Raw genomic sequence first — 24,874 nt, forward strand, 5'->3', positions numbered from 1 at the left:
CTGAAAAGACTGCTATAGTCACGGGCTCTGTTCCTCGATAGCTCAGTCGGTAGAGCGCCGGACTGTTAATCCGTAGGTCCCTGGTTCGAGCCCAGGTCGGGGAGCCAAACAGACATAGAAAAAGAGCCCACTGCAACCGAACGGCAGGCCTGAAATCAAAAACCCGCGCAAGCGGGTTGACCGAACAATTCCTCGATAGCTCAGTCGGTAGAGCGCCGGACTGTTAATCCGTAGGTCCCTGGTTCGAGCCCAGGTCGGGGAGCCAAATCAGAAGCCTCATTCGCGCAAGCGGATGGGGCTTTTTCTTTGCACCGTCCAATGCGCCGCTCAGGTCAGGTAGTTAGAACCGATCCGAGCCGCCCTTGGTGGCGCACAAACAAGCGCACAAACATCCGAGGGATGCACGTTGGCGGAGATCAAGCTCTGATCATGCAAGCACCCACACGTTAGGTGTCGTGCAAAGAGCCCCAAAAGCTCAGACTGAAGCCGCCTGCTTTCCGGAGATCTTCATGTCCAGCCTGTGTCGCACCCTCTCCCGAGCAGCCGCCTCGGCGGTCTTTATCTTCACAGCCCCACCCGCTCTTGCCACCTGGGGGCCTGTGATTGAAGGTGAGCCCTTCTGGGACTACGACTCGCCTGATGCGCCAACAGGCTTCAACATTGTTTCCACGGGCATCTATGACCCCACGACCAACTTGGTCGGCTACGTCAACTGGCAGGGCGACACGTCCGACACGATCCACTTCTACATTGGCCATCCAGGCAGCGCAGGATATGTGTTGCGGCAGTTCCGGACCACTTTCTGGACCTTCCCGAGCCTCGGCTCCGGCGAACAAGGGTTGCATCTGCTGCTGCGCGCGGCCTCTCCGTCAAGCCCGCCGCTCTTTTCGGTGGATCTCTTGGCGGACTCGTTCGGAGGGGGAAGCCTCACGGACAATACGCTGCGGCTGAACTCCGGCGAGCTCTATGCATTGACCGTCAGCACCATCGGATCGAGCAACTCCGGCGCCATGGCGTCGTATTCCCTGGGCTTTTCGGTTACCGATCCCGTGCCCGAGCCTCCAAGCTCGGCCCTGCTGCTGCCCGGCAGCATGATGCTGGCCCTTGCCGTCCGCCACCGAAGACGTGCCCACGACATGGGCCGCCCTACCCTCGGTGGGGTGTTGTAGCTTTCGACCCATCCTGTGCTGGATCGCAGGCCTCATCCGCGCCGCCAACAGCACCGCTAGGACGATTGCGGGCAGCGCCCGCACGCAGAAGACGAGGCGGTGGGCCTCATGGTCGGCGCAGGTGCGTGACACATGCAGAGGAAAGAATGACGCCCTGCCACCGGCGGGGGGCGGCTTCAAGTGGCATCACGTGAATTAGGGGGGTGCGCAAATTGGCAAGCAATCGCATGCTCCGGCGGCTGACTATCCGGGAGCTCTAATGCATAGATTCGGCCATCTCGCACTTGCCATCGTCGGAGCGCTTGTCTGCATCCCTGGCCAGGCCGCTACGTACACCGAAGGCTTTGAGGGTGACTTCCCGGCCTGGGAGACCAGCTGGTTCGGCACAGTGAGTGACGCACGAAACTTCAATTGCGCTGGGGAACTGGGCTGTTCGAATCGCGGCAATAACCCGGACGGTCTTTGGATTTTTAGCACGTCTGGATCGCGCAGATCGGTCACCGTGAGATTTGAAAGCGGCTTTGCCGCAAGCCTGGTGTCCTTCAGTATTGATGTGGCAACAGCATTTCCCACTTCGCTGACTGCGACGGACAAGGATGGCGCCTTGATATTCGATAAGACGGTCTCGAGCACGTCGGGCTGGGAGAGCGACCCCGGTATCTACACCACTTATCACATCACCTCGAGCAACGGCATTGGCAGCTTCACCTTCTCGGGTCCTGCCGCCGGCAACACGTCGGTCGACAACTTGGTTGCCTTATCGGCGGTGCCCGAACCAGCCGTTGCCCTGCTTATGCTTGCCGGCGCTGGTTGCTGGGGGCTTCGCTCCCGCCGCTGAATTCGACTCAGCGACAGCTTCTTCAGCGGCAGACTCTAAGCTTATCTAAGCGTACCTTCTCAGGGATGGGAAAGTCAGCGCGGCGACACGGCGCGTGGACGGGCACGGTTTGCTGCGACGACCCCGCGGGCGAAGGCCAAGATGCCGGGCCAAAGATCAACGAGGCCCGCCAAGTCTGGCAGGAACGCATTGCCGTCGTGAATGCGCTTGATGTCCGCCTCCGTCAGCTCCTGCCCCGTCTGCGCACCGGCCGGCTGCGCGGCAGGTAGGGCTTTGCCCCGGCCTTCGAGATAGCTTTCGATGAAGTCTGCAACGGACGCGCTCACCTCGCTTCGCGCCATGGTGGCGAGCGCAGCCTCGTTCCACGTGAGCTTCACATCGACGACGCCCTGCGCCTTCAGGCGTTCGGTCAGCTCTTCAAGTCGCGTTTTGCTCATGCTGTTCATCACCTGCAGGAGATGGGGATCGACTTCGCCAAGAACTCGTGACCCCTAAGTTGGCTTGTGGTGGTCGTTGCTGTGAAACACGCAGCGGAGCAAGATCTGGCATAGGCGTGTGCAGCACTGGCGCTGGAGAAGCAATGGGCATGAACTTCGCTGGGGTCGCACTGGCCACTGTATTGATGACAGGATGGTCGCCAGCGCAGGCGGCGCCCTCGATCACATCAGACGTCAAAGTCAATTGGGCTTCGTTGACGGTCATACCAATTGCGGACGATGGTGGCGTAGCACCGTCCTTGACATGGTTTAACTTCAGTTCGCAGCTCACCGCCTACTCCCCTTATTCATCAGTGACCATCGGCGATTGGACGTCGCGCCTTGACAAATCGGTCGGCGATGCCCGGGCGTCGGCCACCGCGAGTGTGAGCGCGTCGGAAATGCACGCCTACAGCATCGACACCGACAGCGGCGGCGACACTTCTGGCAGCATTTGGGCTCTGCGAGAGGGCGAGTTCTCCGTCATCGGCAGCGGTACCGTGCAGATCTCGGTCGACTACTCGTGGGCTGCAGCCTTGCACCCGACGGACGACGCCCGAATGTGGGACAGCTTCGCGTATGCCTACGTCTCGCTGCGCGCCGAAACGCGCTACGACCCTCGCGGCGGCGGCAACCGCAGCGATCAGCAGCAGGCCAGCGTCCAACTGCTCGCGCCTCCGCAAATTGGCGAGTTCCAGGGCTTCGGCACCGTGACGATCAACGTGCCTGTGCTCAATGGTGACTACCTATATTTCACTGCATCGGCCAGTCCCACCACGAACCTGTACGCCAGCGCGGTGCCGAATCCGCCAGCTATCTGGCTCATGGCCGGAGGGCTTCTCGCTCTGATGATCAAAAGATCGAAAGTACGGCCTTCAGAGATTTGAGGGTACGGGAATCAGTCGATGCGGACCGACACGCCGTAGATATCGAGGCTCGACGTGACCGCGGCTGCGCTCCATTGCTGACGGATCAACAGTTGGAAGCCGGTTCCGCCCGTTGTCACGATGGTCTGCGGCGGCGTGAACATCACCGGGCGCCGCGAAGCGCGAGAAGCCCCACTGGGGCGCCAGGTCGCTCGACAGCGGGCTGTTGCCGCGCACCGCGCCTGGTGTGGCCAGTCCCAGCCCCTGACACCAAGAGCCCCCCGTCATCGTCCACCAGCTGGTCGTTGGCATCGACAAAGACCGGCTGAGTGGTCTTGGGCGTTGGATCACCGACGCGCTCCAGCCAGAAGCCCTCGCCAGGCTGCAGCAAGCGGCCATAAATGACCCTGGCGCTCTTGCCTGTGTTCTCAACAAATTCCTTGGCCATGAGTCACTCCAGCTGTCTTGCTGGGGTGATTGCGCCTCACCCGCCCTGACATTTGCAGGGCCCGGCGCTATGCCGCGCGCCTCAGAGGCGGCATCGGCAGCGTCATCGAAATGGTTCTAAGCGTGGAGTGAACGGGGAGCCAAATCAAAGCCTCACATGCGAAAGCGTGTGAGGCTTCTTTCTTGGCCTAAGGTCCATTAGTCACGAAAAATCGCGCGCTTCGTCCGCCGGCGTCCACGCGATGAGCTTGTCGTCGCACAGACGCTCCGTGTCAGTCATGCCGATGGCCTGAGCCACACCGCGCGGGAAGGTGTCGAACAGCGCGGTGCCTTCGATATCCAGTTCATGGGCACGCGCACTCCAGCAGGACAGGTACAGCAGGCTGGACAGTGTCTGGTCGTCGCCTTCCTGCGGGTCGCATTGATGGCGAATGGCGTCGACGATGCTCTCCGGAAACAGCCATCGCGACGCGAAGGCGGCACCGACTTCCGGGTAGGCATAGCCCAGATCGGCGATCTGGGCCTCGTAGCGGTTGTCATCGCTGGCAAAGTCCGGCTGCAGGCTCGCGCGCTCGGGCATCGCCATCTTGAGCACCAGGTCGCCCGTGCCGTGCAGCAGCCCTGCGGTGAACGCGATGCCCTTGTCCAGCCTGAATTCTTCGGCCAGGGACTGGGCGATCTTGGCGACGTCCAGGCTGTGGCGCCAGAACTCGGTCATGTCCACGCCGGGCACGCCCTTGAACGCCCCGCCAACGGCCGCTGCCTGCACCAGTTGGCGCGTGGCCTTCAACCCCAGCATGGCCGTGGCCGCCTCGATCGTGCCAATGCGGGGACCGCCCGCGCTGTAGCGTGCCGAATTCACCAGCCTCAGGATGCGCACCGTCAAGCCGACTTCGCCGGACAACAGCTGATTGACCCGGCGCAGATCGGGTTCCTCATTCTGGAGTTCGCCAAGAATTCGGTTGACCGCCTCCGGCAATGACGGGATCAAGGCATCGGTAGCAAGCAGGTCGTTGAGTTTCACGGGATACCTCGCGAAGGATGGCGCAATGCTAATGGCCCGCGCTTCGTCTTCAAAAAGCGAATGCCACGTCGGCAACGGCTGGCCCGGCGATCCGAGGCGGATCTCACACGAGATACCCTGTCGGGTTTTCTCGCCGCAACAGGAACCATCGCGCTTGAACACCCTGGACCAACTTCGCGCCGGCACTCTGCAGGGCACGCAGCGCCTGACACTGCGCGCCGGCCTGCGCGAACTGCCGCAAGAGATCTACGCGCTGGCCGACACGCTGGAAGAGCTGGACCTGTCCGGCAACGAACTTGACGATCTGCCGAGAGACCTGGCCCGGCTGCACCGGCTGCGCGTCATCTTCTGCTCAAACAACCGCTTCACACGGCTGCCCGAGGTGTTGGGCCGTTGCGCGGCGCTGGAGATGGTGGGCTTCAAGGCCAACCAGATCACCGACGTGCCAGCCGCCGCACTGCCGCCGCAACTGCGCTGGTTGACTCTGACCGCCAACCGCATTGCCGAACTACCCGACGAGTTGGGCCATAGGCCCAGGCTGCAGAAAGTGATGCTGGCCGGCAACCGGCTGCGCGCCCTGCCCGAGAGCCTCGCGGCCTGCGAGCGGTTGGAGCTGCTGCGCATCTCGGCCAACCAGCTCGACGGCCTGCCCGACTGGCTGCTGGCGCTGCCACGGCTAACCTGGCTGGCCCACGGCGGCAATCCCTTCAGCACGGCGCACGAGGCGGATGCGCTCGAACACGCGCCCATGCCCCGCGTGCCCTGGGGCCAGCTCGACGTGCAGGCGCTGCTGGGCGAAGGCGCGTCCGGCCACATCTACCGGGCGGCGCGCGCCGGCAGCGAGGCCGTCGCGCTGAAGGTCTTCAAGGGCGAGGTGACCAGCGACGGCCTGCCCCGCACGGAGCTGGCGGCCAGCCTGCAGGCGGGCGAGCACCCGCATCTGATCCCGGCGATCGGCCGCCTCAGCGACCACCCGGCCGGCGCCAGCGGCCTGCTGATGCCGCTGGTCGGCCCCGAGTTCCGCACGCTGGCCGGGCCACCCAGCCTGGCGTCCTGCACGCGCGACGTCTACGACCCCGCGTTGCGGCTGACTCCCAGAGCCGCGTTGACGCTGGCCGCCGGCATCGCCAGCGCGCTGGCGCATCTGCATGCACGCGGGCTCTCGCACGGCGACCTGTATGCGCACAACATCCTGCACGACGGCCACGGGCAGGCCCGGCTGGGCGACTTCGGCGCGGCATCCTTCCTGAGCAGCGTGCCGGCGCATCAGGCGGCGCGGCTGCGAGCGCTGGATGTGCGCGCCCTGGGCTATCTGATGAAAGAGCTGGTGGCCTGCTGCGAGGAGGCCACACCGCCGCTGGAGGCGACGTCGGCGCTAGCGCAAGCCTGCCTGCGAGCCCCCCTTGACTGCCGCCCAGATGCTCATGATCTGGCGCAGGCACTGCGCAAGCTAGCGCCGGACTGAAGCCGTACGGTCCCGGGGGATCGCGCCTAGAGCGCAGCGCTCATCGACAGCAGCGCCGTGTTGCGCCGCGTCGCGCCCGCCCACATGACCGGCCCGCCACGGCCGGCCGATACCCAGGCGAGCTGCAGCTCGAATCCCTCGCCCAGCTGCCACGACGCGCCAGCGCGCAGGTCGATGCGCGTCGGCCCGTTCGGGTTGTAGGGCTGGTTGACCCAGCGCGAAGCGCCCTGGCTGCGCAGCACGCCGACATGGCCCACCGCCGCCAGCGGGGCCGTCGCCGGCCAGCGCAGGTTGGCTTCGGCGTAGAGCGTGCGCTGGGCGCTGCCGTAGTAGTCCGGCGCGTGGTGCAGGCGCAGGCTCCAGCCCTCGCCCAGCAGGCCCGCATAGGCTTCGGCGTAGTCGTAGCGCGACAGGCTCTCGTAGCGGTGCAGCACCAGACCCGCCTCGGCGTCGAGCCCGGGCCGCAGCTCGAACACGCGCCCGCCGTAGGCGCGCAGCCAGCCGCCGCGCCGGTCGGCATCAAAGCGCACCCGCGCCAGCGACAGGCCGGCATACCAGCCCGCCCCGCCGTCCCAGCTCAGGCCCAGCTGGGCGCCGGGCCGGTTGTCGGTGTAGGAGACGCCGCGCTCGCGCGCATCGGTCTGCACGGACAGCGTGGCGCCGACGTCGGCATGCGCCACGCCAGCCAGCAGGAATGGAAACAGCAGCGTGGTGAGTGGCGGCGCGCGGAGCATCAGTCCGCAGTTTGCCCCAGCGGCTTGCAGGCCGTGCGCATGCCGGCGTGGCGGGCCAGCGTGGCGCAGCTGTCGATGCGGCCTTGCGCGGCCGTCACGAGTGCCGAAGCCGGCACGGCCCGCGCGTCCAGCTCGCGCAGCAGCGCCAGCAGGCCTGTGGCATGCGCGGCCGCGAAGGACGAGCCCGTCACGACGGTCCAGCCGCCGCCCACTGCCGCGCTCGGCACGTCCCGCCCCGGCGCGAACACGGCGCCGGTAGGCAGCGGCGGCCCGCTGCCGACGACCAGCACGCCGGGGTGGTTGGCCGGAAACTGGTTTTGAGGCCCACCCCTGCCCGGCAGCGCGGCGACGATGGTGGCACCGCGCGCCTGCGCCTGGTCCAGCAGCAGGCCCAGCAACCGGTCATCTGGCCCGCCCAGGCTCATGTTGATGATGTGAGCGCCCTGCTGGATGGCGGCGTACAAGGCTTTGGCCAAGCCCAGGCCCGTGCACACCGTCTGCGCATTTGCCGCCTGCCAGCAGGCGCGCAGGGCCAGCAGCCGCGCCTGGGGGGCGATGCCGGCAATGCCGGCGCCGTTGTCGGCCCGCGCCGCAATGATGCCGGCCACGGCGGTGCCGTGGTTCTCCGCAGGTGAGGGCCTGTCGTCGACGAAGTTCTGGTTGAACGCGACCTGCCCGGCCAGGTCGGGGTGGCCGGCCTCGATGCCGCTGTCCACCACCGCCACGCGCACGCCGCGGCCGGTGGCGAGCTGGTGCAGCTCGGCCAGCTGCCATTGCCTGGCGGCCGGCTGGGCGGCGTAGAGCGGCTCTTGCGCGCTGCCCTCGGCCTGATAGATGCCAACGGCTTGAGCCCAGGCCACGCGGCGGTCCTCGGCGACGGCGCGGGCCGCGTCGGCGGACGAGCGCCGGTCGCCCTCGGGCAGGCGCATGACGAAGCAGTCCACCCCGGCCAGCGGCATGGGCCATTCGCTGCGCATCTCCAGGCCGTGGCGCTGGGCCAGGTCTTGCGCGACCTGCTGGCGCGACTGCCGGCCCACGCCGGCGCCGTAGTTGCCGGCATAGCTGCCGTCGGGCCGGTAGTGCGCCTTGGGCAGCTGCAGCATGACGAGCACCTGGCGCTGCGCCTCCTCGGCCTGGGCCGCCGCGGGCCGGCCGGCGATGCAGCAGGCCAGCAGCACCAGCAGGTGCAGCCAGAGCCGTGTTCGCTTCATCGCGCCGGCCCGGGTTGCAGTGGCTCGGCCAGCGTGACGATGGGCGCCCCGCGCAGCGCCGCCAGGCCGCGCGCATCGACGCGCAGCAACCAGGCGCCGGTCTCGGTCGGCCCGGCGACGACGCTTGCTCCTTCAGCCTGCAGCAGCTCGCGCAGCGCCTGCTCGCTGGTGCCGGGCTTGAACATGACGAGGGCGTCCGCCGCCACTGGGGCGCCAGCTGCGGCCGATAAGCCCTCGTAGCTCGGCACGTCCTGCCGCGCCTGCAGCCACAGGCCCAGCAGCAGCGCGCAGGCAGCGCCCTGCGCCCCCAGCGCCCAGGGCATCCAGCGCCGCGCCGGTTGGGCTGCCGGGGGTTGCATGCGGGCATGCAGCCTGGCCAGGCCGGCTTCGGCATCGCCACCCTCGGGCGGCGCACCGGCCACGTTCAGCAGCGTCTGCATGGGCCGTTCGGCGGCCAGTTCGTTGCGGCACAGCTGGCAGTGCAGCAGATGGCCTTGCACCTGCGCGGTCTCGTCATTGCCGAGCTGGCCGCGCGCATACCAGGGCAGCAGGGCCTGCACGGCCACATGCTCATCGTGTTCCATGGGAATCACCGTACTCATCACAGTTCTCCTGGCTGCCCGGCAAGGTCGTCGAGCAGCAGGCGCAGCCGGCGCCGCGCGTAAAACATCCGTGTCTTCACGGTCTCGGGGGGGCAGCCCACCACCTCGGCGATCTCGCCGTAGGCCATGTCGTGGAAGTAGCACAGCTCCACCACGGCCCGGTGCTCCGGCGACAGCTCGGCCATGGCCTCGCGCAGCCGCCCGCGCATCTGCAGCAGGCCGAGTTGCTGCTCCGGCCCGGGGCCGTTGTCGGCCGCCTCGGGCTGCTCGCTCTCGTCCATGGGCAGGTCCTGCCGGCTCAGTGCCTTCAAGCCCTTGCGGTAGGCGATGCCGAAGATCCAGGTGGACAGCTTGCTGCGCCCGTCGAAGCTGTCGGCACGCTGCCAGACGACCAGCATGGTGTCGTTCAGCGCCTCCTCGATGGCCTCGGGCTGGCGCATCAGATGCGTCAGGAAGCGCCACAGCCGCGGGTGGTAGACGCGGTAGAGCGCATCGAAGTCTGCCCGCCGGCCCAGCTTGACGCCGGCCAGCAGGGCCAGTTCGAGCGCTTCCGAGGCCGCCCCGCGCGCTGGCGGCGCGGCGGCCTCGCGTTTCTTTCGGATGCTGGGCCAGATGGACATGCGCGTGAGTTCCCTGCCGGCGCCCGGAGGTTCAAAACGGCATCCTAGGGTCTGATCGCACGGTATCGTCGCGTCCATGAGCGATGCCGGCGCCTTGTCCACGCACAACCTCCCCGACCAGCCCCAGGCCTGGGCGGCCGGCTCGCCCGACGCCGAACCGCAGCTGCTGTCCAGCGGCCCGCGCGAATGGCGGGTCAGCGGGGACTGGACGCTGCTGGCCCTGCGCGGGCGCTACGACGAGTTCCGCCAGCGCATTGCCAGCGCCGTGGCCGACGCCGGCGATGCGCTCTGGGACCTGCGCGGCCTGGGCCGCCTGGACACGGCCGGCGCGCTGACACTGTGGCAGGGCTGGGGCCAGAAGCCGCCGTCGCGCCTGCTGTGGTTGCCCGAGCATGTGACGCTGTTCGCCCAGTTCATGCAGCCCAGCGCAAGCCCCAAGCGACCGCGTCGCCTCGGCCCGGGGCTGGAGCGGGCCAGCCTCAGCCTGCTCGCCTTCGCCCGCCACGGCGTCGACATCGTCGCGCTGACCGGCCGCCTGCTGCTGGACCTGGTGGCCGTGCTGCGCCACCCCTCGCTGATCGGCTGGCGCGAGATCTCGGCCAATGTCTACCGCACCGGCGCGCAGGCGCTGCCGATCACGGCGCTGGTCGGCTTCCTCGTCGGCCTGACGCTGTCCTACCTGATCTCGCGCCAGCTCAAGACCTATGGCGCCGACATCTTCGTCGTCAACATCCTCGGCCTGGCCGTGCTGCGCGAGCTGGGCCCGCTGCTGGCGGCCATCATCGTGGCGGGCCGCTCGGGCTCGGCGATGACGGCGCAGATCGGCGTCATGCGCGTCACGCAGGAGCTGGACGCGCTGTCCGTCATGGGCATCTCGCACACCGTTCGCCTGGTGCTGCCCAAGGTGATTGCGCTGGCCATCTCGCTGCCGCTGGTGGCGCTGTGGACGAGCGCGCTGATGCTGCTGGGCGGCATGGTCGCTGCAGGCGCGCAGCTCAAGCTCGACCCGGTGCAGTTCCTGCACCTGTTGCCCGGCGTCGTCGAGCCGGTCAACCTGTGGCTGGGCTGGATCAAGTCCATCCTGTTCGGCGGCCTCATCGCGCTGCTGGCCTGCCATTTCGGACTGCGCGTGAAGCCCAACACCGAGAGCCTGGGCCTGAGCGTCACGCAATCCGTGGTGACGGCCATCACGCTGGTCATCGTCGTTGACGCGGTGTTTGCCGTGCTGTTCTCCAACGTGGGCATATGAGACCCCTCGTCCAAGGAGTACCTTGGCCGGTCCCCAGCGGGGACGGCGATGCTTGCGGCCTGGAGCCACAAGCACATCGCCATGACGGGCCGGCTTGGGAGCGGCCCGGCGCTCGGCCGGAAACGCAATGACGGCATGGACAACTGACATGGAAGCCATCATCGAAGTCGACAACGTGACCACCGCCTTCGGCGGCCACGTCATCCACCGCAACCTCAACCTCACCGTGCACCGTGGCGAGGTCATGGCGCTGATCGGCGGCTCAGGCTCGGGCAAGACGACGCTGCTGCGCCTGCTGCTCGGCCTGGAAGTGCCGCAGGCCGGCAGCGTGAAGATCTTTGGCCACCCGCTGGGCCGCTGCGCCGTGCGCGACCTGGAGCGGGTGCGCTACCGCTGGGGCGTGCTCTTCCAGGCCGGCGCGCTGTTCTCGGCGCTGAGCGTGTTCGACAACGTCGCCCTGCCGCTGCGCGAGCTCAAGAGCGTGCCGGCCGGTCTCGTCAAGCCGCTGGTCATGCTGAAGCTGGCCCAGGTCGGCCTCAAGCCCGACGACGCGCTCAAGCGGCCGGCGGAGCTGTCGGGCGGCATGGTCAAGCGGGTGTCGCTGGCGCGGGCGCTGATCCTGGACCCGCAGCTGCTGTTCCTGGACGAGCCCACCGCCGGCCTGGACCCCGACAGCGCCAAGCAGTTCGTCAGGCTGCTGCGCAAGCTGCGCCAGGAGCTGGGGCTGACGGTGGTGATGGTGACGCACGATGTCGACACGCTGTTCGCCGTCGTCGACCGCGTGGCCGTGCTGGCCGAGCAGCGCATCCTGGCCTGCGGGCCACTGGCCGAGGTGGCGCGGCTGCCGCATCACTTCGTGCGCAACTTCTTCCTCGGCCATGTGGAGCGCTGTGCGGAAGAGGACCTGAAGCGCTTCCGCCTCAGCCTGGACGACACCAGCGATGAAGGCGGCATACCCGCAGTCCTGAGAGAAGAACAAACCGTCTGAACGMCACGTTATGGAAAACAAAGCCCACGCCCTCGCCGCCGGCCTTTTCTTGCTGCTGCTGGGCCTAGCGCTGGCCGCCAGCGTCGCCTGGTTCCAAGGCGACCGCACGGAGCGCGTGCGCTACACCGTGGTTGCGCGCAGCGGCGTGCCGGGGCTGAACCTGAAGGCGCCGGTCAAGCTGCGCGGGGTGGAGGTCGGCTGGGTGGACAGCATCGGCTTCGACCCCGAAGACCCGCGCCAGATCCTCGTCGGCATCACCGTCGACGCCGCCGCACCGGTGTCCGCCAGCACCCATGCCCAGCTCGGCCTGCAGGGCGTCACCGGCCTGTCCTTCGTCAGCCTGGAAGAGGCCGACACCAAGGCAGCACTGAAGCGCGCCGCACCCGGCGCCCGCCTCACGCTCAAGCCGACACTGCTGGACCGCCTGGCCGAAAGCGGGCCGCTGCTGCTCGCCGGCTTTGCCGAGACGGCCGATCGGCTCAATGCGCTCCTCAGCGAGACCAACCGCAACCAGCTCAACCGCAGCCTCGTGCAACTGGAGCAGGCCGCCGGTGACACCAGCCGGCTGATGGCCGCGCTGCAGCCCGGCGCCCGTGAGCTGCCCGGCTTCCTGAAGGACGCCGACGCCACGGCCCAGCGTGCCAGCGCCGCGCTGCGCGAGATCCAGGCCCTGGCCGCCGACAGCCGCCAGCTCACGCAAGAACTCAAGACCCGCGTCGCCGTGCTGGACCGCCTCGACGGCGCCGCCGTGCAGGTGCAGGCGACCACACGCAACCTCGAACTCGCGCTGGTGGGCGACCAGCCGCCGCGCAGCCGCCCGCTGCTGGGCGACATCGCCGCCGCCAGCCGCAGCGTCGAGCGCGCCGCCACCGACCTGGGCGACCAGCCGCAAAGCCTGCTCTTCGGCCGCGGCGCCCGCCCGCCCGGGCCGGGTGAAGCCGGCTTTGCCGACCGCCTGACGGGTGCCAGCAAATGAGACTTGCCATCACCCTGCTCGCCGCATTGAGCCTGAGCGCCTGCTCCCTCGCGCCGACCGCACCTTCCCGCGCCGTCTACGACCTCGGCCCCGCGCCGACCACCACCGCTGCGGGCAGCACGCTGGCCTGGCGCCTCGCCGACGTGACGGCCCCGCCCTGGCTGGCCGCCGAGGGCATTGCCTACCGCCTGAACTTCCAGCAGGCCCAGCGCCTGGAGCACTACCGCGACAGCGTCTGGGCTGCGCCGCCGGCCGCGCTGCTGACGCAACGTCTGCGCGAACAGCTCGCCGCCACGCCGGGTTGCGCGGGCAAGCCCGCCAGCCTGCTCGCCATCCACCTGGACGAGTTCGAGCAGCAGTTCAGCAGCGCCACGAGCAGCCAGGCCGTGCTGCGCGTTCACGCCACGCTCTGGCCCGGCGGCGCCGGCGCAGCCCTGCAGCAGCACTGGCGCATCGAGCGCCCCGCCTCGGCCGACGCGCCGGGCGCCGTGCGCGCACTGGCGCAGACGGTGGACGCCTGGCTGCCGCAGTTGGGCGCTTGGCTGGCCGCGAGCTGCCGTTGAGCGCCACCCGCATCGCGCTGGCGCTGCTGCTACTGCCCGCGCTCGCCTGGGCGGCCGTCACGGCGGCGCTGTGGTGGAAGCAGGAGAGCCTGCTCTTCCACCCCGAGCCGCTGCCGGCCGACGCGCGGCTTGCCGTCGAACCTGACGTGCACGAGCGCTTCGTCGACGTGCCCGGCGCGCGGCTGTCCGTTTTGGAGTTGCGCCTGCCCGAGCCAAAAGGCGTCGTGTTCTTCCTGCACGGCAACGCCGGCAACCTCCGGAGCTGGTTCACCGACACAGACTTCTACCGCCGCGCCGGCTTCGACCTGGTCATGCCCGACTACCGCGGCTACGGCAAGAGCACGGGCCGCATCGAGAACGAGGCGCAGCTGCATGCCGACGTGATGGCCGTGTGGCGCGAGGTGGCGCCGCGCTATGCCGGCAAGCGCGTCGTCATCGTCGGTCGCTCCATCGGCACCGGCCTGGCGGCCGAGCTGGCGGCGGCCGTGCAGCCTGACCTGACGGTGCTGGTGTCGCCCTACGCCAGCATCGCCRGCCTGGCGCGCGAGCACTACCCGTGGCTGCCGCCGCAGGTGTTGCGCTACCCGCTGCGCACCGACCTCGCCATCGCGCGCATCCGCGGCCAGTTGCTGCTGGTGCATGGCGACCGGGACGAGATCATCCCTTTCAGCGAAAGCAACAAGCTGAAGGCGGTGGTGCCGCAGGCACGGCTGGTGCGCATCGAAGGCGGCGGGCACAACGACCTGCAGGAACTGCCGGCCTACCGACAGGCCATGGCCGAGGCGCTGGCGGCGCTGCGCTGACTCAAGACAGGCGCCGGCGGCGTCCCAGTCGGCCGAGCAGCAACACGCCAGCGCCGGCCATCATCCAGGTCGACGGTCCGGGCGCGCCCGTGGTCATGCAGTCAGACTGGTTCATGGGTCAGACGAGAAAGGGTTGAAGCAGCGCACGGGCCCGGCCGACGATCTGCTCGGGCTGCGGCACGGCGGCCTGCTCCAGTGGCCAGCTGGCCAGTGCCGGGGCGTCGGGGCCGGTCAGGCGCTGCGGCGCGGCCTTGAGGTGGGCCCAGGCCTGCTCGCCGACCACAGCGCACAGCTCGGCCGCCAGGCCGCACAGCCCGCTGGCCTCGGTCACGCACAGCAGGCGGCCGGTCTTGCGCACCGAGGCCAGCACGGTGGCCGTGTCCAGGGGCTTGAGGCTGCGCAGGTCGATGACCTCGGCCTCCACACCCTCGGCCTGCAGCGTCTGCGCGGCGGTGAGGCAATGGCCCACGGTCTTGCCATAGCCCACCAGCGTCAGCGCGTCACCACGGCGGCGCACGGCGGCGCGGCCGGGCAGCAGCAGCTCGTCGCCGTTCACGTCGCCCGACGCATGGGCCAGGCCGATGTCGCTGAACAGCAGGCTGGGCCGGGGCTGGCCCAATGCGCCGGTCAGCAGGCCGGCGGTGTCGGCCGGCGTGCTGGCCATCAGCACCTGCAGGCCGGGCACATGGGCGAACAGCGCCTCGAGGTTGTGGTTGTGCTGGCCGCCGATGGACCAGCCGGCGCCGGTCTGGGCCAGCACCACCATCGGGAACTCGAACTGGCCGCCACTCAAGGCCCCGAGCTTGCCGGCGCTGTTGACCAGCGCATCCATGGCCAGCATCAGGAAGGGCGTGAACAGCAAGTCCACCACGGGCCGCAGGCCCATGGCCGCTGCGCCCACGGCGCAGCCGACGATGCTGGCCTCGGCCAGCGGCGTGTTGCGCACGCGCTCGGCGCCAAAGGCGGCCAGCAGCTCGGGGTTCTTGGTGGCCACGCCCTCGCCAAGAAAAATCACGCGCTCGTCGGCCGCCATGGCGCGGTGCAGCGCGGCGATCAGCGCCTGTTGGGAAGTCATCGTCTGCATCTCATGCTCCTTCATGCGACCTGGGGCCAGGGCGCGGTCAGCGCGGCGGCGTAGGCGTGTTCCATGAGGCCTCGCACCTCGGCTTCGCGCAGGGCGAGGCTGTCGGCGTCCAAGCCCAGCCGGTCGGCCTGGCGCCGGATGGGGTCGCGCGCCAGCCATTGCGCGTGCTCGGTGGCGCAGACATAGGCCTGGTCGTCGGGCTCGAAGTGGCCGCGCTGGCGGTAGGTCATCAGCTCCAGCAGGCGCGGCCGGCCGTCGTCGCGGATGGCGGCCACCGCCTGCGTGGCGGCGGCATGCACGGCCTCGACGTCATTGCCATCCACGACTTCGACGGCCAGGCCATGGCCCTGTACCCAGTCGGAGACGAACTCGCCGGGCATGGTCTCGCGGCGGTGCACATAGGCCTGCCACTGGTTGTTCTCGCAGACGAACAGGATGGGCAGGCGCCAGGTCGCGGCCAGGTTGACGGCCTCGTGGAAGATGCCCTGGCAGGCCGCGCCATCGCCGAAGAACACGGCCGTGATGCCGTCCGGCTGCGCGCCCAGCTTCTGCGCCAGCGCGACGCCCGGCGCCAGTGACAGCCCGCCGCCGACAATGGTGGACGTGAGCACCACGCCCAGCGATTTCGCCGAGATGTGCAGCGAGCCCGAGTGCCCGCCGCAGTAGCCCGTGGCGCGGCCCAGCACCTCGGCGAACAGGCGCTCGGGGTCGGCGCCGCGGGCCAGCAGGTGGCCGGCGCTGCGGTGGTTGGTGAGCAGCTTGTCCTGCGGGCCCAGGGCGCCGACGACGCCGACGGCGCAGGCCTCCTGGCCGACCGATGTGCAGCTGCCAGGGTTGGTGGGCGAGGCGGCGTCAATGAGCCGCTGCTCGTAGGCGCGGATCAGCAGCATGGCGTCCAGGCGAGCCAGCGTAGGGTCGATAGCGGTCATGACGCTCTCCTTCAACCGGCCAGGCTCATGACCGAGCCCTGCGGCCGGGCCAGGCCGGGGTGGCGTTCGACGGTGCAGAACACATCGCAGGGCATGGGCCGGTGCGCGCTGTCGGGCGCGATGGGCCAGGGGAACTCGTTGTGCGACGGCAGGGCGGCGGCGGGCAAGCCGCTCAGCAAGGGGGTGGGACTTGCGGTCATGGTCGGGTGTCTCGTTTCGTGGTGTCTGGGCAAAGCTCCGCCGTACCGGTGCCTTGGGGGGCTCCGGCCGGTCGGTGGCTCGGGGGTGGATGTGTCTCGTGCCGGTGTCTGGCCGGCGTGGGCTCTACTTTGGTCGGCCCGGCTTCTGCGCGCTGCTAGTTGTCGGCTAAGGGTTTGTTAAGTCTTTGCTAACCGGGCCGGGCGCGGTGGCCTGCCTATCATTCGAGGCCTTCAAACCCGACCTCGCCCCGTGTCTCGACTCCCACCCGACTGGGTCGCCCATCTGCAGAGCGGCGTCTCCCACCGCCTTGGCGGCAGCCATGCCGACGGCCAGCCCGAGATCTGCCGCGGGCTTGCCGCGCAGGCGCTGCCGGACGGACGCGTCGAGGTGCTGCTGCTGGCCAAGACCGGCGACCGGCTGCTGGCAGCCGCGCAAGCCAGCGGGCGCATCTCGTACGTGGCCGCGCAGCCGGGCAGCTTTCGCACGCTGCACGTGAAAGGGCTGGACGCCGAGATATTCGCTGCCACGCCGGCGCACTCACCGGTGTTCGAGCGCTGCCGCGAAAGCTTCATCGCCCAGGTCGAGCCCTTCGGCTTCACGCGCGAGATCATCATGGCGATCTGGTACGACCTCGACGTGCAAAGCCTGGCCGGCGTGCGCTTCACGCCCATCGCCGCCTGGGACCAGACGCCCGGCCCCGGCGCCGGCAGCCCCGTGGAGCTGCTGCGCTGATGGCCCGCCTGCCCGACACCTGGGTCGAGCACCTGCAGCAGGGGGTCACGCTGCGCGTGGGCTCCAGCACGCCCGAGGGGCAGCCCGAGCTGGCCTTCGCCCACGCCGCCTGGGCGCTGCCGGACGGCCGCATCGAACTGCTGGCGCGCAGCGAGGCAGGCGCCGAGTTGCTGGAGGCGATCCGCGCCACCGGCCGCGTCGCCGTTTCCGCCGGCCTGCCCAGCACCTGCCGCGTGCTGCACGTGAAGGGCGTTGACGCCGAAGTGCTGCCGCCCCATGCCGAACAAGGCCCGAAGTTCGCGCATTGCTTCGAGGCCTGGCTGCGACAGATCGAGCTGTTCGGCGCCGACCGCCGGCAGGTCAACGCCGTGCTTGGCGACCTCACCCTGGCCGACCTCAGCTGCGTGCGCTTCACGCCGCTGGCCGCCTGGGACCAGACCCCCGGCCCCGGCGCGGGCCAAGCCATCGACCTGTTGCCATGAACGACACCACCACCCCTCAAGCCGAGCGCCGCGCGCTCAAGCTGCGCGACGTGCGCCGCCTGCTGGAAGGCATCATCCCGCCGGCCATGTGCACAGTGGCCGCCGATGGCATGCCCCACGTCAACTACCTCTCGCATGCCGAGTACGTCGACGACGACCATGTCGCGCTGACCTACCAGTTCCTCAACCGCAGCCGCGCCAACATCCTGGCCACCGGCCGCGTGGCCCTCAGCGTGGAGGACCCCTTCACCGGCGTGTCCGTGCTGCTGCAGCTGCGCTACCTGCGCACCGACACCGAGGGGCCCGTGYTCGAGCGCCTGCGCGCCAAGCTCGCCGGCATCGCCGCGCAGACGGGCATGGAGAAGGTTTTCCATCTGCGCGGCGCCGATGTCTACCGCGTCGAGTCCCTGCGCAAGCTGGACCCGGTGCACCCGCTGCCCGCGCTGGCGCCGCGCTGTGACCTCGCCACCGGCGTGCGCCGCATGAGCGAGCAGCTCGCGGAGGCCGCCGACCTGCGCAGCCTGCTGCTGGCCTTCACCGCCGGCCTGCAGCGCGACCTGTGCATCAGCCACGCCATCGTCTGGCTGCTGGACGAGCAGCGCCAAGGTCTCTACACGCTGGCCAGCATCGGCTACGAGCAGAGCGGCACCGGTGCCGAGCTGCCGGTGGCGGAAGCGGGCCTCGCCAGCGTGGCGTTGCGCGAGAAYGTGCCCATCCGCAGCGGCCACATGAGCCAGATGTACAGCTACGGCATGTCCTGGCGTGCCAAGGCCGAGCAGCTCGGCCTGCAGGCCGCCATGGCCGACACCATCCCGCTGCCCGGCCTGGCCGCGCCGCGCAGCCAACTCGCCGTGCCGCTGCGCGCGCGTGGCCGCACGGTGGGCGCGCTGCTGGTGGAGAGCGAGAGCGACCAGTTCTTCAGCTACGACGACGAGGACGCGCTGACGGCCGTGGGCGCCCAGCTCGCGCAAGGCCTGGCGTCGCTGCGCACGACGGAACTGGTGGAAGAGCCTGCAACAGCACCCCCGGCCGCCGTGCAGGCCGCCGCCGGCACGCCGCTGCGCGTGCGCCACTACCCGCGCGACCACAGCGTCTTCGTCAACGACGAGTACCTCATCAAGGGCGTGGCCGGCGCCATCATTGCCAAGCTCGTGCGCGACCAGATCGACAGCGGCCGCGAGGCCTTCAGCACCCGCGAGCTGCGCCTGGCCGGCGGCGACCTGCGCCTGCCCGAGGTGCAAGACAACCTCGGCGTGCGCCTGCTGCTGCTGGAGCGCCGCCTGGCCGAGAAGGACTTCGGCCTGCACATCGAGCGGGCGGGCCGCGGCCAGTACCGGCTGATGGCCGACGGGCCGCTGAGCCTGACGACCGAGGCATGATTCACCTGCGCTGAGTTGTACAGCCACGGCGCTATGCGCTACCTTCGTGACCGAGCGCATCACGCGCCATGGGGTGAGACATGAACCTGCGCATGGCGGCGTCTCCAGAATCCGCCAGCCGCCGCCGGCTGGTAGCCGCCGCGCTGGCGGGCCTGGCCGCCTCACCGGCCCTGGCGTTGCAGACCTTCGTCGTCACCGCCGTCAACAAGACCGGCAGCAGCGCGGTAGCGGCCCGGCTGCTGACCGAGATCTACCGCCGCGCCGGCCTGGGCCTGCAGATCGACGTGCTGCCGCCGCAGCGCGCCAGCCTGATGACGCTGAGCGACAAGGCCGACGGCGAGCTCGTGCGCATTGCCAGCTACGGCCAGACCTACCCGCAGCTGCTGCGCGTGGACCCGCCCTACTACCGCGTCAGCGTGCGCGCTTACTCCATGCCCGCTCGCGCCGCCAGCGTGCAGTCGCGCGACGACCTGCGGCACTACTCGGTGGGCGCCATCCGCGGCATGGTCTATGCGCAGGACCTGACCGAGAACCACCCGGCGCTGACGCTGACGCAAAGCCCGCCGCAGCTCTTTCGCATGCTGACGGCCGGCCGGCTCGACGTGGCGATCTGCACGACGCTGTCGGCCCAGTCGGCCATGGCCGACCTGGGCATCAAGGAGCTGGACGTGTCACCCGACCTGGCGCGCTTTGACCTGTACCACTACCTTCATGTGCGCCACAAGGACGTGGCGCCGCGCATCGCCGACGTGATCCGCCGCATGCGCGACAGCGGCGACCTGGAGCAGCTGACGGCCGCCTACGAGGCTCAGACGTCCAGCACGTAGACCGTCGCGCTCGCGCGCTCGGCCGCCGTGTGGCCGCCCAGTGCGCGGTCCCACTCGGGGCCGCTGGCGCCACGGCTGGCGACCGCCGTCTTGATCAGCTCGACCACCTCCTCGCTGCCGGCGTCGAACTCACCGACCTGGCTGTGGTCGGCCAGAAACAGGCGGGCAACGCCGCCGTCGTTGGAGCCGATCACGACGAGGAAGCGCGACACCTGGCGGTGCGTCTGCTGGGCGTGCCGGGGCGGTACTTCATGGCCAAAACCGTCATTCATGGGACCTCCTCATGTTTTCTCAAGCGGCATCGGCTCGGTGGCCGACCAGTCCGGCTCGGCGGCCGGGACGGACGGGAACTGCAGTCGCTGCTGCACGTCGACCTTGCGGGCGACGAGGCGGGCGCATTGGCGCAGGCAGGCCAGCGCGCTGGCCTGCAGGTCGGGCTGGGCCGAGCTGCTGAAGCAGCAGACCGTGCCGTAGACGCGGCCGTCTTCCAGCACGACCGGCGTGCTCAGATGGGCGCCGACGGCGATGCCGGGGTCGAACAGTTCGCCGCTTGCAACCAGCACCTGCGCGTCGGGCACCAGTTCGGGCATGCGGCCCTGCACGACGCGCTGGCAGTAGCTCTGCTCCAGTGGCGCGGCGTCGCCGGCCTGGATGCCCAGCGCCTCGCCGCCATGGACGAAGCGGAAAACCCGCTCGCCGTCGACGAACTCGGAGACGAAGACCACGTCCATGCGCAACTGCTTGCGCAGCATCAGCAGCACGTCGGTGATGCGCCGGTCCAGCGCCGTGTCGTAGCTGTCGGCGGTGGCGACGAGCAGTTCGGAAATGCTGACTTCCAGCGACTGCCGGTCCAGCGGGTCCAGGAAGGACATGCAGAACTCTCCTGAGATGGGCTGGCGCAATCATCCACGCAGACGGCGCGGCGTGCGGAGTAACGGCAGGTTTCAGTCGGGCATGGCGGCCACCGGAAAGCCCGCTTTGCCGACCCGGCCGTCGATGTCCGCGTCGAGCTGGCGGGCCGCCGCCAGGTCGCGCCGGGCGGCGTCGGCCTCGCCCAGGCACTGCCGGGCGAGCGCGCGGCCGTAGTGCGAGAAGGCGCCTGGCTTGATCTTGATGGCGGCGTCAAAGGCCTCGACGGCGCGGCGGGCATCGTCCAGCCGCAGCCAGGTCCAGCCCAGGCTGTCGCGGTAGGCGGACTCACCGCCGTCCTTGTCCACGGCGGCCTTGCAGTCCTCCAGCGCCAGCTTCAGGTCGCGGTTGAGGCGGGCGCGCAGCCAGCAGCGCTCGTTGAGCACTCTGGCCAGGCCGGCATCGGCGCGATGCGTGGGTACCCACAGCTCCCACTGGCGCAGCGCCTCGGGCACGAGGTCCAGGGCGACATAGATATCGGCCATGCGCTCGCGCAGGTGGGCGGATGGCGGCAGCCCGGCGTCGAGCGTCGCCAGGTCCGCCAGCGCCCCGTCGCGATCGCCTGTGGCAGCACGCATGGATCCGCGCACGGCGAGGGCCTCGTGCAGGCCGGGATGCAGGCTCAGCGCCTGGTCGAGGTCGAGCCGCGCCTTGGCAAAGTCCCGCATCGCCAGATGCACGCGCGCCCGGGCGAGGAAGTTGGCCTCGGCCTTGGGCGCCAGCTCGCAGGCGCGGTCCAGGTCGGCCAGGGCCTTGCTGAACTCGCCACGGGCGGCAGCGGCCTCGCCGCGCCGGGCCAGGGCACCGGCATCGTCGGGCGCGATGTCGGCGGGCAGCGCCGCATAGCGCGAGTCGTACTGGCCGTCCGTCGGGCTACGCGCGAACACAGGCCCGCCATTCCAGGTCGCATAGACCTTGCTTTGCAGGCGCGACACATAGATGCGATGGGACAGGAAATAGTCCAGGCCGATCAGCATGTCCTCTTGCAGGTGGTCGGTCTCGTCGACCTGCAGGAAGTTGTTGACGATCTTCTCCCCGCCCAGCTCGAAGGCCGAGAGCTGGGCCGTCCAGGAGCGCACCCGGCCTTCGCCGGCACCGCCGACCCTGCCGACTTCCGTGAGATCGCTTTCCTTGACGCCGGCGCGTTTTGCGGAGCGCATCTTGAGGGACGTGCCTGGCGCGCCGGTGTCCATGATGGCGCGCATCTTCACGCCGTTGACCTTGACGGCCACGCGGATGTCGTTGTTGTTCTCGCGGTAGTTGTTCTGCAACTCCGTCTCGATGACGGGCGCCTCGCCGGCCCAGTAGGCAAAGCTCACCTTGTCGCAGTCGCCCTTGGGGAACATGAGGCGCACGATGCCATGGGCGAGGTCGTATTCGGTGTCGGCGATGGACAGGAAGTTGCGCCCCAGCACGCCCATGATGCCGGAACCGATCTCGTTGCCGCCAACGATGAAGTCGATGTTGCGCAGTTCGTTGCCACGCAGGCCAACCTTCTCCACCTTGGTCATCCGCGCCTCGATGCTGCCCGTGTAGCCTTCGATGCGAAAGCCGAAGGGCAAGTTGCGCAGGGGCAGACCCAGCTGTGTCGCGGTCGACATCGGCAGCATGCTGAAGAAGGCGCCGCTGTCGATCAGCATGGGCACCTCGGTGCCATTCAAGGTCAGCGTGCCGACGGGCCGCTGATTGACGATGCGGACCGGAATCTCCAGCTCGCTCAGTTTGCAGCCGGCCGCAGCCGCTGGCGCGGCGATCAGCACTGCCACCCATGCGGCGCACCAGCGCCCCCAGTGCTTRCCATTTGCATTCATCTTTTATCTCCCTGACAGCCGCTCTTGCGGCAGCGGCGGCACTCTAACCAAGTGCGCAGCCTGAGAGGGTGAGAGGAAATCCCACCTGCCCGCTCTGACCGCTTCACCGCCCCACCATGGGGCCTGGGTAAACCAGAAGCCCCGGAGTGGACCGGGTAAGTTATCTTTATTGAACCGCTGTTTCATTTTTTGATCGTGAACCTCTCCACCTCGGCCGCAACGCGGCCCGTGTCCATTGCCGCTCTGGGCGAATGCATGCTGGAACTGCAAGGGCAGGCCTTCGGCAACCTGCGCCAGACCTTTGGCGGCGACACGCTGAACACCGCCGTCTACCTGGCCCGCTGCGGCGGCCCGGACCTGCGCGTGAATTACGCGACGGCCCTGGGTGACGACAGCCTCAGCACCGGCATGCTGGAGCGCTGGCAGGCCGAAGGCGTGCTGACCGGCCTGGTACAGCGCCTGCCCGGCCGTGTGCCGGGGCTCTACCTGATCGAGCTGGACGAAGGCGGCGAGCGGCGCTTCCACTACTGGCGCGGCCAAGCGGCGGCGCGTTCCTATTTCGACGCGGCCACGACGGCGCTGGAAGAGCAGGCCGAGGCGCTGGACGCGCTCTATCTGTCGGGCATCAGCCTGGCCATCCTGCCCCAGGCCGGCCGCGAGCGCGTGCTGGCGCTGATGGCGCGCATGCGGGCCAATGGCAAGGTCGTCGCCTTCGACAACAACTTCCGCCCGCGGCTGTGGGACTCGCTGGCCGATGCGCGCTACTGGTACGGCCGCGCCTTCGCGTCAGCCTCCATCGCCCTCATCACCGCCGACGATCACCAGGCCCTGCACGGCATGCTCGACCTGGCCTCTGCGGTGACGGCCGCCCAGGCCCTGCCGGTGGACGAGATCGCCATCAAGCGGGGCGCGCTGCCGGCCATCGTCGGCGGCCAAGGGGGCACCGGCGGCTGGCAGGAGGTGGCCGCCGAGGTGGTGCCGCGCGTCGTCGACACCACCGCTGCGGGCGACTCATTTGCGGCCGGCTACCTGAGCCGCCGCCTGCGTGGCGCCGCACCGGCAGAGGCTGCGGCCTTCGGCAACCGGCTGGCGGCGCGCGTCATCCAGCATCCCGGCGCGTTGATCCCCATCGATGCCATGCAAGACCTGATCGGAAACTGACCGAATGAAGCTGCTCTGCACTTTGGCCCTCGCGGTCACCGCCGGCCTGTGCCACGCCCAGAACACCGCCCCGCTGCACCCCGCCACCTACGTCCACGCCGGCTGGGCACAGACGACGGGCGGCCAGGGCGGCAAGATCATCCGCGTGACGACGCTGGCGGCCGAAGGCCCCGGCAGCCTGACGGCAGCGCTGGAGGCGCGCGGGCCGCGCGTCATCGTCTTCGAGGTCGGCGGCGTCATCGACCTGGGCGGCAAGAGCGTGAAGCTGCGCGAGGGCAAGGTCACCATCGCCGGCCAGACCGCGCCGGACCCCGGCATCACGCTCGTGAAGGGCGAGCTGGAGGTGTTCGCCAAGGACGTGATCCTGCAGCACATCAGCATCCGCCCCGGCGCCTACGGCCGCGGCAAGCGCAGCGGCAACGACCATGACGGCCTGTCCACTGGCGATGGCGCCGAGCGCGTCATCGTCGACCACTGCACCTTCTCCTGGGCGACGGACGAGAACATTTCGGCCAGCGGCCACCGCTTCGAGGGCAAGACGCCCGACGACTGGCGCGCCCACACCTCCCACGCCCTCACCTACAGCCACAACCTCATCTACGAGGGTCTGAACGAGTCGGTCCACATCAAGGGCGAGCACAGCAAGGGCAGCCTCATCCACGACAACGTCACGCAGTTGCTGCTGCTGGGCAATGTCTACGCCTCCAACCGCGAGCGCAACGCGCTGTTCAAGGGCGGTGCGTGGGGCGCGATGGTCAACAACCTGATCTACAACCCCGGCTGGCGCGCGGTTCACTACAACCTGATCGCCCATGAGTGGGTCGGCCGCGACTACCAGACCGGCAAGATCACGCTGGCCGGCAACGTCTACCGCGCCGGCCCGAACACCGAACGCAACCTGCCGCTGTTCACGCTGGGCGGTGTGGGCGATGTGCAGCTCTTCGAGCAGGACAACCTCGCGCAGGACCGCCAGGGCCAGCCGCTGCCGATGACCGGCCGCTACACCAGCAGCCCCGCGCAGATCGTGCCCGCGCGCGAGCCCTACCTGCCGGCCGGCCTGAAGTGGCTGGCGCCGCGCGAGCTGGAGCGGCTGCTGCCGCTGTACGTCGGCTCGCGGCCCTGGGCGCGCGACCCGCTGGACTTCAAGCAACTGTCCGACATCGCCGAGGACCGCGGCACGCACATCAACGACGAGACCGACAACAACCCCGGCGGCCTGCCCACGCGCAAGCCCACGCAGCGCGCCTTCGTCGAGGCCGACTGGAACCTGGCCGACATGGCGCCGAAGGCGGGCTGGCAGTCGCTGTTCACGCTGGTCTCGAAGTGAC

The 24,874-nt window shown here is 69.2% G+C and carries 30 protein-coding genes and 2 tRNA genes; 17 read left to right on the forward strand and 15 right to left on the reverse strand.

Going from position 1 to position 24,874, the window contains the following annotated elements; genetic code table 11:
* Positions 1-31 precede the first annotated feature (31 nt).
* The 4 genes from ACXRVZ_RS03605 to ACXRVZ_RS03620 all read left to right on the forward strand — a co-directional run bounded on the left by ACXRVZ_RS03605 (position 32) and on the right by ACXRVZ_RS03620 (position 2,007).
* A tRNA-Asn gene (locus tag ACXRVZ_RS03605) sits at positions 32-107 on the forward strand.
* Positions 108-189: 82 nt separating this feature from the next.
* A tRNA-Asn gene (locus ACXRVZ_RS03610) sits at positions 190-265 on the forward strand.
* Between the two features lie 244 nt (positions 266-509).
* Positions 510-1,169, forward strand: coding sequence for a hypothetical protein (locus tag ACXRVZ_RS03615; RefSeq protein ID WP_457419609.1), 660 nt, complete (start codon positions 510-512; stop codon positions 1,167-1,169).
* Positions 1,170-1,428: 259 nt separating this feature from the next.
* A complete protein-coding gene (locus tag ACXRVZ_RS03620) occupies positions 1,429-2,007 on the forward strand; it encodes a PEP-CTERM sorting domain-containing protein (RefSeq protein ID WP_457419611.1) in 579 nt (192 codons plus the stop codon).
* Between the two features lie 74 nt (positions 2,008-2,081).
* Here ACXRVZ_RS03620 and ACXRVZ_RS03625 read toward each other — a convergent pair whose 3' ends face one another.
* Positions 2,082-2,453, reverse strand: a complete 372-nt coding sequence (locus ACXRVZ_RS03625; RefSeq protein ID WP_457419613.1) for a hypothetical protein — start codon at positions 2,451-2,453, stop codon at positions 2,082-2,084.
* Positions 2,454-2,587: 134 nt separating this feature from the next.
* Here ACXRVZ_RS03625 and ACXRVZ_RS03630 point away from each other — a divergent pair, with 134 nt between their 5' ends.
* Positions 2,588-3,370, forward strand: a complete 783-nt coding sequence (locus ACXRVZ_RS03630) for a hypothetical protein (protein WP_457419615.1) — start codon at positions 2,588-2,590, stop codon at positions 3,368-3,370.
* Positions 3,371-3,381: 11 nt separating this feature from the next.
* On the opposite strand, the gene ACXRVZ_RS03635 is transcribed toward ACXRVZ_RS03630, so the two are convergent.
* The 3 genes from ACXRVZ_RS03635 to ACXRVZ_RS03645 form a co-directional block, all read right to left on the reverse strand.
* Complete coding sequence (locus ACXRVZ_RS03635; protein WP_457419617.1) at positions 3,382-3,513, reverse strand: hypothetical protein; 132 nt, start codon at positions 3,511-3,513, stop codon at positions 3,382-3,384.
* On the reverse strand, positions 3,513-3,797 hold the full coding sequence (locus ACXRVZ_RS03640) for a hypothetical protein (RefSeq protein ID WP_457419619.1): 285 nt from the start codon (positions 3,795-3,797) through the stop codon (positions 3,513-3,515). Before ACXRVZ_RS03640 ends, ACXRVZ_RS03635 begins: the two co-directional genes overlap by 1 nt.
* Before the next feature lie 201 nt (positions 3,798-3,998).
* A complete protein-coding gene (locus ACXRVZ_RS03645; protein WP_457419621.1) occupies positions 3,999-4,820 on the reverse strand; it encodes an HDOD domain-containing protein in 822 nt (273 codons plus the stop codon).
* 154 nt (positions 4,821-4,974) lie between these two features.
* Between ACXRVZ_RS03645 and ACXRVZ_RS03650 the strand changes: the two genes are divergently transcribed.
* The gene (locus ACXRVZ_RS03650) at positions 4,975-6,285 is read left to right on the forward strand and encodes a leucine-rich repeat-containing protein kinase family protein (RefSeq protein ID WP_457419623.1); all 1,311 of its coding nucleotides are present in this window, start codon (positions 4,975-4,977) and stop codon (positions 6,283-6,285) included.
* Positions 6,286-6,311: 26 nt separating this feature from the next.
* Here the strand turns inward: ACXRVZ_RS03650 and ACXRVZ_RS03655 are convergent, their stop codons facing one another.
* From ACXRVZ_RS03655 to ACXRVZ_RS03670, 4 genes are read right to left on the reverse strand one after another with little or no spacing between them, the layout of a single operon-like run.
* Complete coding sequence (locus ACXRVZ_RS03655; protein WP_457419625.1) at positions 6,312-7,019, reverse strand: TorF family putative porin; 708 nt, start codon at positions 7,017-7,019, stop codon at positions 6,312-6,314.
* Positions 7,019-8,230: a S8 family peptidase gene (locus tag ACXRVZ_RS03660; protein WP_457419627.1), complete on the reverse strand. Its 1,212-nt coding sequence runs from the start codon at positions 8,228-8,230 to the stop codon at positions 7,019-7,021. The genes ACXRVZ_RS03655 and ACXRVZ_RS03660 overlap by 1 nt, the downstream gene beginning before the upstream one ends.
* Positions 8,227-8,832 carry a zf-HC2 domain-containing protein gene (locus ACXRVZ_RS03665; protein WP_457419629.1) on the reverse strand — a complete coding sequence of 202 codons (606 nt, stop codon included), beginning with the start codon at positions 8,830-8,832 and terminating at the stop codon, positions 8,227-8,229. The genes ACXRVZ_RS03660 and ACXRVZ_RS03665 overlap by 4 nt, the downstream gene beginning before the upstream one ends.
* Positions 8,832-9,452 carry an RNA polymerase sigma factor gene (locus tag ACXRVZ_RS03670; protein WP_457419631.1) on the reverse strand — a complete coding sequence of 207 codons (621 nt, stop codon included), beginning with the start codon at positions 9,450-9,452 and terminating at the stop codon, positions 8,832-8,834. The genes ACXRVZ_RS03665 and ACXRVZ_RS03670 overlap by 1 nt, the downstream gene beginning before the upstream one ends.
* A gap of 76 nt (positions 9,453-9,528) precedes the next feature.
* Between ACXRVZ_RS03670 and ACXRVZ_RS03675 the strand changes: the two genes are divergently transcribed.
* From ACXRVZ_RS03675 to ACXRVZ_RS03695, 5 genes are all read left to right on the forward strand, one after another.
* Positions 9,529-10,701: an ABC transporter permease gene (locus ACXRVZ_RS03675; protein WP_457419633.1), complete on the forward strand. Its 1,173-nt coding sequence runs from the start codon at positions 9,529-9,531 to the stop codon at positions 10,699-10,701.
* 148 nt (positions 10,702-10,849) lie between these two features.
* On the forward strand, positions 10,850-11,689 hold the full coding sequence (locus ACXRVZ_RS03680) for an ABC transporter ATP-binding protein (RefSeq protein ID WP_457419635.1): 840 nt from the start codon (positions 10,850-10,852) through the stop codon (positions 11,687-11,689).
* A gap of 10 nt (positions 11,690-11,699) precedes the next feature.
* A complete protein-coding gene (locus ACXRVZ_RS03685; RefSeq protein WP_457419637.1) occupies positions 11,700-12,665 on the forward strand; it encodes an MlaD family protein in 966 nt (321 codons plus the stop codon).
* Positions 12,662-13,228 carry an ABC-type transport auxiliary lipoprotein family protein gene (locus tag ACXRVZ_RS03690; RefSeq protein ID WP_457419639.1) on the forward strand — a complete coding sequence of 189 codons (567 nt, stop codon included), beginning with the start codon at positions 12,662-12,664 and terminating at the stop codon, positions 13,226-13,228. Before ACXRVZ_RS03685 ends, ACXRVZ_RS03690 begins: the two co-directional genes overlap by 4 nt.
* Positions 13,225-14,031, forward strand: coding sequence for an alpha/beta hydrolase (locus ACXRVZ_RS03695; RefSeq protein WP_458232188.1), 807 nt, complete (start codon positions 13,225-13,227; stop codon positions 14,029-14,031). Before ACXRVZ_RS03690 ends, ACXRVZ_RS03695 begins: the two co-directional genes overlap by 4 nt.
* Before the next feature lies 1 nt (position 14,032).
* On the opposite strand, the gene ACXRVZ_RS03700 is transcribed toward ACXRVZ_RS03695, so the two are convergent.
* From ACXRVZ_RS03700 to ACXRVZ_RS03715, 4 genes are read right to left on the reverse strand one after another with little or no spacing between them, the layout of a single operon-like run.
* Positions 14,033-14,146, reverse strand: a complete 114-nt coding sequence (locus ACXRVZ_RS03700; RefSeq protein ID WP_457419643.1) for an MYXO-CTERM sorting domain-containing protein — start codon at positions 14,144-14,146, stop codon at positions 14,033-14,035.
* Between the two features lie 3 nt (positions 14,147-14,149).
* Positions 14,150-15,106 carry an alpha-ketoacid dehydrogenase subunit beta gene (locus tag ACXRVZ_RS03705; RefSeq protein ID WP_457419645.1) on the reverse strand — a complete coding sequence of 319 codons (957 nt, stop codon included), beginning with the start codon at positions 15,104-15,106 and terminating at the stop codon, positions 14,150-14,152.
* Positions 15,107-15,126: 20 nt separating this feature from the next.
* On the reverse strand, positions 15,127-16,044 hold the full coding sequence (locus ACXRVZ_RS03710) for a thiamine pyrophosphate-dependent dehydrogenase E1 component subunit alpha (protein WP_457419647.1): 918 nt from the start codon (positions 16,042-16,044) through the stop codon (positions 15,127-15,129).
* An 11-nt stretch (positions 16,045-16,055) separates the two neighbouring features.
* Positions 16,056-16,244: a hypothetical protein gene (locus tag ACXRVZ_RS03715; protein ID WP_457419649.1), complete on the reverse strand. Its 189-nt coding sequence runs from the start codon at positions 16,242-16,244 to the stop codon at positions 16,056-16,058.
* Positions 16,245-16,494: 250 nt separating this feature from the next.
* On the opposite strand from ACXRVZ_RS03715, the gene ACXRVZ_RS03720 reads away from it, so the two are divergent.
* The 4 genes from ACXRVZ_RS03720 to ACXRVZ_RS03735 all read left to right on the forward strand — a co-directional run bounded on the left by ACXRVZ_RS03720 (position 16,495) and on the right by ACXRVZ_RS03735 (position 19,665).
* Positions 16,495-16,977: a hypothetical protein gene (locus ACXRVZ_RS03720; protein WP_457419651.1), complete on the forward strand. Its 483-nt coding sequence runs from the start codon at positions 16,495-16,497 to the stop codon at positions 16,975-16,977.
* On the forward strand, positions 16,977-17,459 hold the full coding sequence (locus ACXRVZ_RS03725) for a hypothetical protein (RefSeq protein WP_457419653.1): 483 nt from the start codon (positions 16,977-16,979) through the stop codon (positions 17,457-17,459). Before ACXRVZ_RS03720 ends, ACXRVZ_RS03725 begins: the two co-directional genes overlap by 1 nt.
* A complete protein-coding gene (locus tag ACXRVZ_RS03730) occupies positions 17,456-18,838 on the forward strand; it encodes a GAF domain-containing protein (protein WP_458232189.1) in 1,383 nt (460 codons plus the stop codon). The genes ACXRVZ_RS03725 and ACXRVZ_RS03730 overlap by 4 nt, the downstream gene beginning before the upstream one ends.
* 80 nt (positions 18,839-18,918) lie before the next feature.
* Positions 18,919-19,665, forward strand: coding sequence for a substrate-binding periplasmic protein (locus tag ACXRVZ_RS03735; RefSeq protein WP_458232190.1), 747 nt, complete (start codon positions 18,919-18,921; stop codon positions 19,663-19,665).
* On the opposite strand, the gene ACXRVZ_RS03740 is transcribed toward ACXRVZ_RS03735, so the two are convergent.
* From ACXRVZ_RS03740 to ACXRVZ_RS03750, 3 genes are all read right to left on the reverse strand, one after another.
* Entirely contained in the window at positions 19,647-19,937 is a 291-nt protein-coding gene (locus ACXRVZ_RS03740; RefSeq protein ID WP_457419659.1) for a hypothetical protein, read from the reverse strand. The two genes, ACXRVZ_RS03735 and ACXRVZ_RS03740, sit on opposite strands and share 19 nt — an antisense overlap.
* Positions 19,938-19,946: 9 nt before the next feature.
* Positions 19,947-20,537: a GAF domain-containing protein gene (locus ACXRVZ_RS03745; RefSeq protein ID WP_457419661.1), complete on the reverse strand. Its 591-nt coding sequence runs from the start codon at positions 20,535-20,537 to the stop codon at positions 19,947-19,949.
* A gap of 72 nt (positions 20,538-20,609) precedes the next feature.
* The gene (locus ACXRVZ_RS03750) at positions 20,610-22,385 is read right to left on the reverse strand and encodes an aspartyl protease family protein (RefSeq protein ID WP_457419663.1); all 1,776 of its coding nucleotides are present in this window, start codon (positions 22,383-22,385) and stop codon (positions 20,610-20,612) included.
* A 195-nt stretch (positions 22,386-22,580) separates the two neighbouring features.
* On the opposite strand from ACXRVZ_RS03750, the gene ACXRVZ_RS03755 reads away from it, so the two are divergent.
* Both ACXRVZ_RS03755 and ACXRVZ_RS03760 read left to right on the forward strand, forming a co-directional pair.
* Positions 22,581-23,546, forward strand: coding sequence for a sugar kinase (locus ACXRVZ_RS03755; protein ID WP_457419665.1), 966 nt, complete (start codon positions 22,581-22,583; stop codon positions 23,544-23,546).
* A 4-nt stretch (positions 23,547-23,550) separates the two neighbouring features.
* Complete coding sequence (locus ACXRVZ_RS03760; protein ID WP_457419667.1) at positions 23,551-24,873, forward strand: pectate lyase family protein; 1,323 nt, start codon at positions 23,551-23,553, stop codon at positions 24,871-24,873.
* Position 24,874: the final 1 nt, after the last annotated feature.

This window comes from Roseateles sp. P5_E8 (assembly GCF_054177665.1).

Excerpts from the sequence above, each read along its gene's own strand:
- ACXRVZ_RS03680 (WP_457419635.1), top strand. The coding sequence starts at position 10,850 with ATGGAAGCCATCATCGAAGTCGACAACGTGACCACCGCCTTCGGCGGC.
- ACXRVZ_RS03675 (WP_457419633.1), top strand. The coding sequence starts at position 9,529 with ATGAGCGATGCCGGCGCCTTGTCCACGCACAACCTCCCCGACCAGCCC.
- ACXRVZ_RS03725 (WP_457419653.1), top strand. The coding sequence starts at position 16,977 with ATGGCCCGCCTGCCCGACACCTGGGTCGAGCACCTGCAGCAGGGGGTC.
- ACXRVZ_RS03665 (WP_457419629.1), bottom strand. The coding sequence starts at position 8,832 with ATGAGTACGGTGATTCCCATGGAACACGATGAGCATGTGGCCGTGCAG.
- ACXRVZ_RS03735 (WP_458232190.1), top strand. The coding sequence starts at position 18,919 with ATGAACCTGCGCATGGCGGCGTCTCCAGAATCCGCCAGCCGCCGCCGG.
- ACXRVZ_RS03615 (WP_457419609.1), top strand. The coding sequence starts at position 510 with ATGTCCAGCCTGTGTCGCACCCTCTCCCGAGCAGCCGCCTCGGCGGTC.
- ACXRVZ_RS03670 (WP_457419631.1), bottom strand. The coding sequence starts at position 9,452 with ATGTCCATCTGGCCCAGCATCCGAAAGAAACGCGAGGCCGCCGCGCCG.
- ACXRVZ_RS03710 (WP_457419647.1), bottom strand. The coding sequence starts at position 16,044 with ATGACCGCTATCGACCCTACGCTGGCTCGCCTGGACGCCATGCTGCTG.
- ACXRVZ_RS03640 (WP_457419619.1), bottom strand. The coding sequence starts at position 3,797 with ATGGCCAAGGAATTTGTTGAGAACACAGGCAAGAGCGCCAGGGTCATT.
- ACXRVZ_RS03635 (WP_457419617.1), bottom strand. The coding sequence starts at position 3,513 with ATGTTCACGCCGCCGCAGACCATCGTGACAACGGGCGGAACCGGCTTC.
- ACXRVZ_RS03760 (WP_457419667.1), top strand. The coding sequence starts at position 23,551 with ATGAAGCTGCTCTGCACTTTGGCCCTCGCGGTCACCGCCGGCCTGTGC.
- ACXRVZ_RS03740 (WP_457419659.1), bottom strand. The coding sequence starts at position 19,937 with ATGAATGACGGTTTTGGCCATGAAGTACCGCCCCGGCACGCCCAGCAG.
- ACXRVZ_RS03620 (WP_457419611.1), top strand. The coding sequence starts at position 1,429 with ATGCATAGATTCGGCCATCTCGCACTTGCCATCGTCGGAGCGCTTGTC.
- ACXRVZ_RS03655 (WP_457419625.1), bottom strand. The coding sequence starts at position 7,019 with ATGCTCCGCGCGCCGCCACTCACCACGCTGCTGTTTCCATTCCTGCTG.
- ACXRVZ_RS03625 (WP_457419613.1), bottom strand. The coding sequence starts at position 2,453 with ATGAACAGCATGAGCAAAACGCGACTTGAAGAGCTGACCGAACGCCTG.
- ACXRVZ_RS03745 (WP_457419661.1), bottom strand. The coding sequence starts at position 20,537 with ATGTCCTTCCTGGACCCGCTGGACCGGCAGTCGCTGGAAGTCAGCATT.
- ACXRVZ_RS03690 (WP_457419639.1), top strand. The coding sequence starts at position 12,662 with ATGAGACTTGCCATCACCCTGCTCGCCGCATTGAGCCTGAGCGCCTGC.
- ACXRVZ_RS03660 (WP_457419627.1), bottom strand. The coding sequence starts at position 8,230 with ATGAAGCGAACACGGCTCTGGCTGCACCTGCTGGTGCTGCTGGCCTGC.
- ACXRVZ_RS03630 (WP_457419615.1), top strand. The coding sequence starts at position 2,588 with ATGGGCATGAACTTCGCTGGGGTCGCACTGGCCACTGTATTGATGACA.
- ACXRVZ_RS03715 (WP_457419649.1), bottom strand. The coding sequence starts at position 16,244 with ATGACCGCAAGTCCCACCCCCTTGCTGAGCGGCTTGCCCGCCGCCGCC.
- ACXRVZ_RS03685 (WP_457419637.1), top strand. The coding sequence starts at position 11,700 with ATGGAAAACAAAGCCCACGCCCTCGCCGCCGGCCTTTTCTTGCTGCTG.
- ACXRVZ_RS03705 (WP_457419645.1), bottom strand. The coding sequence starts at position 15,106 with ATGACTTCCCAACAGGCGCTGATCGCCGCGCTGCACCGCGCCATGGCG.
- ACXRVZ_RS03700 (WP_457419643.1), bottom strand. The coding sequence starts at position 14,146 with ATGAACCAGTCTGACTGCATGACCACGGGCGCGCCCGGACCGTCGACC.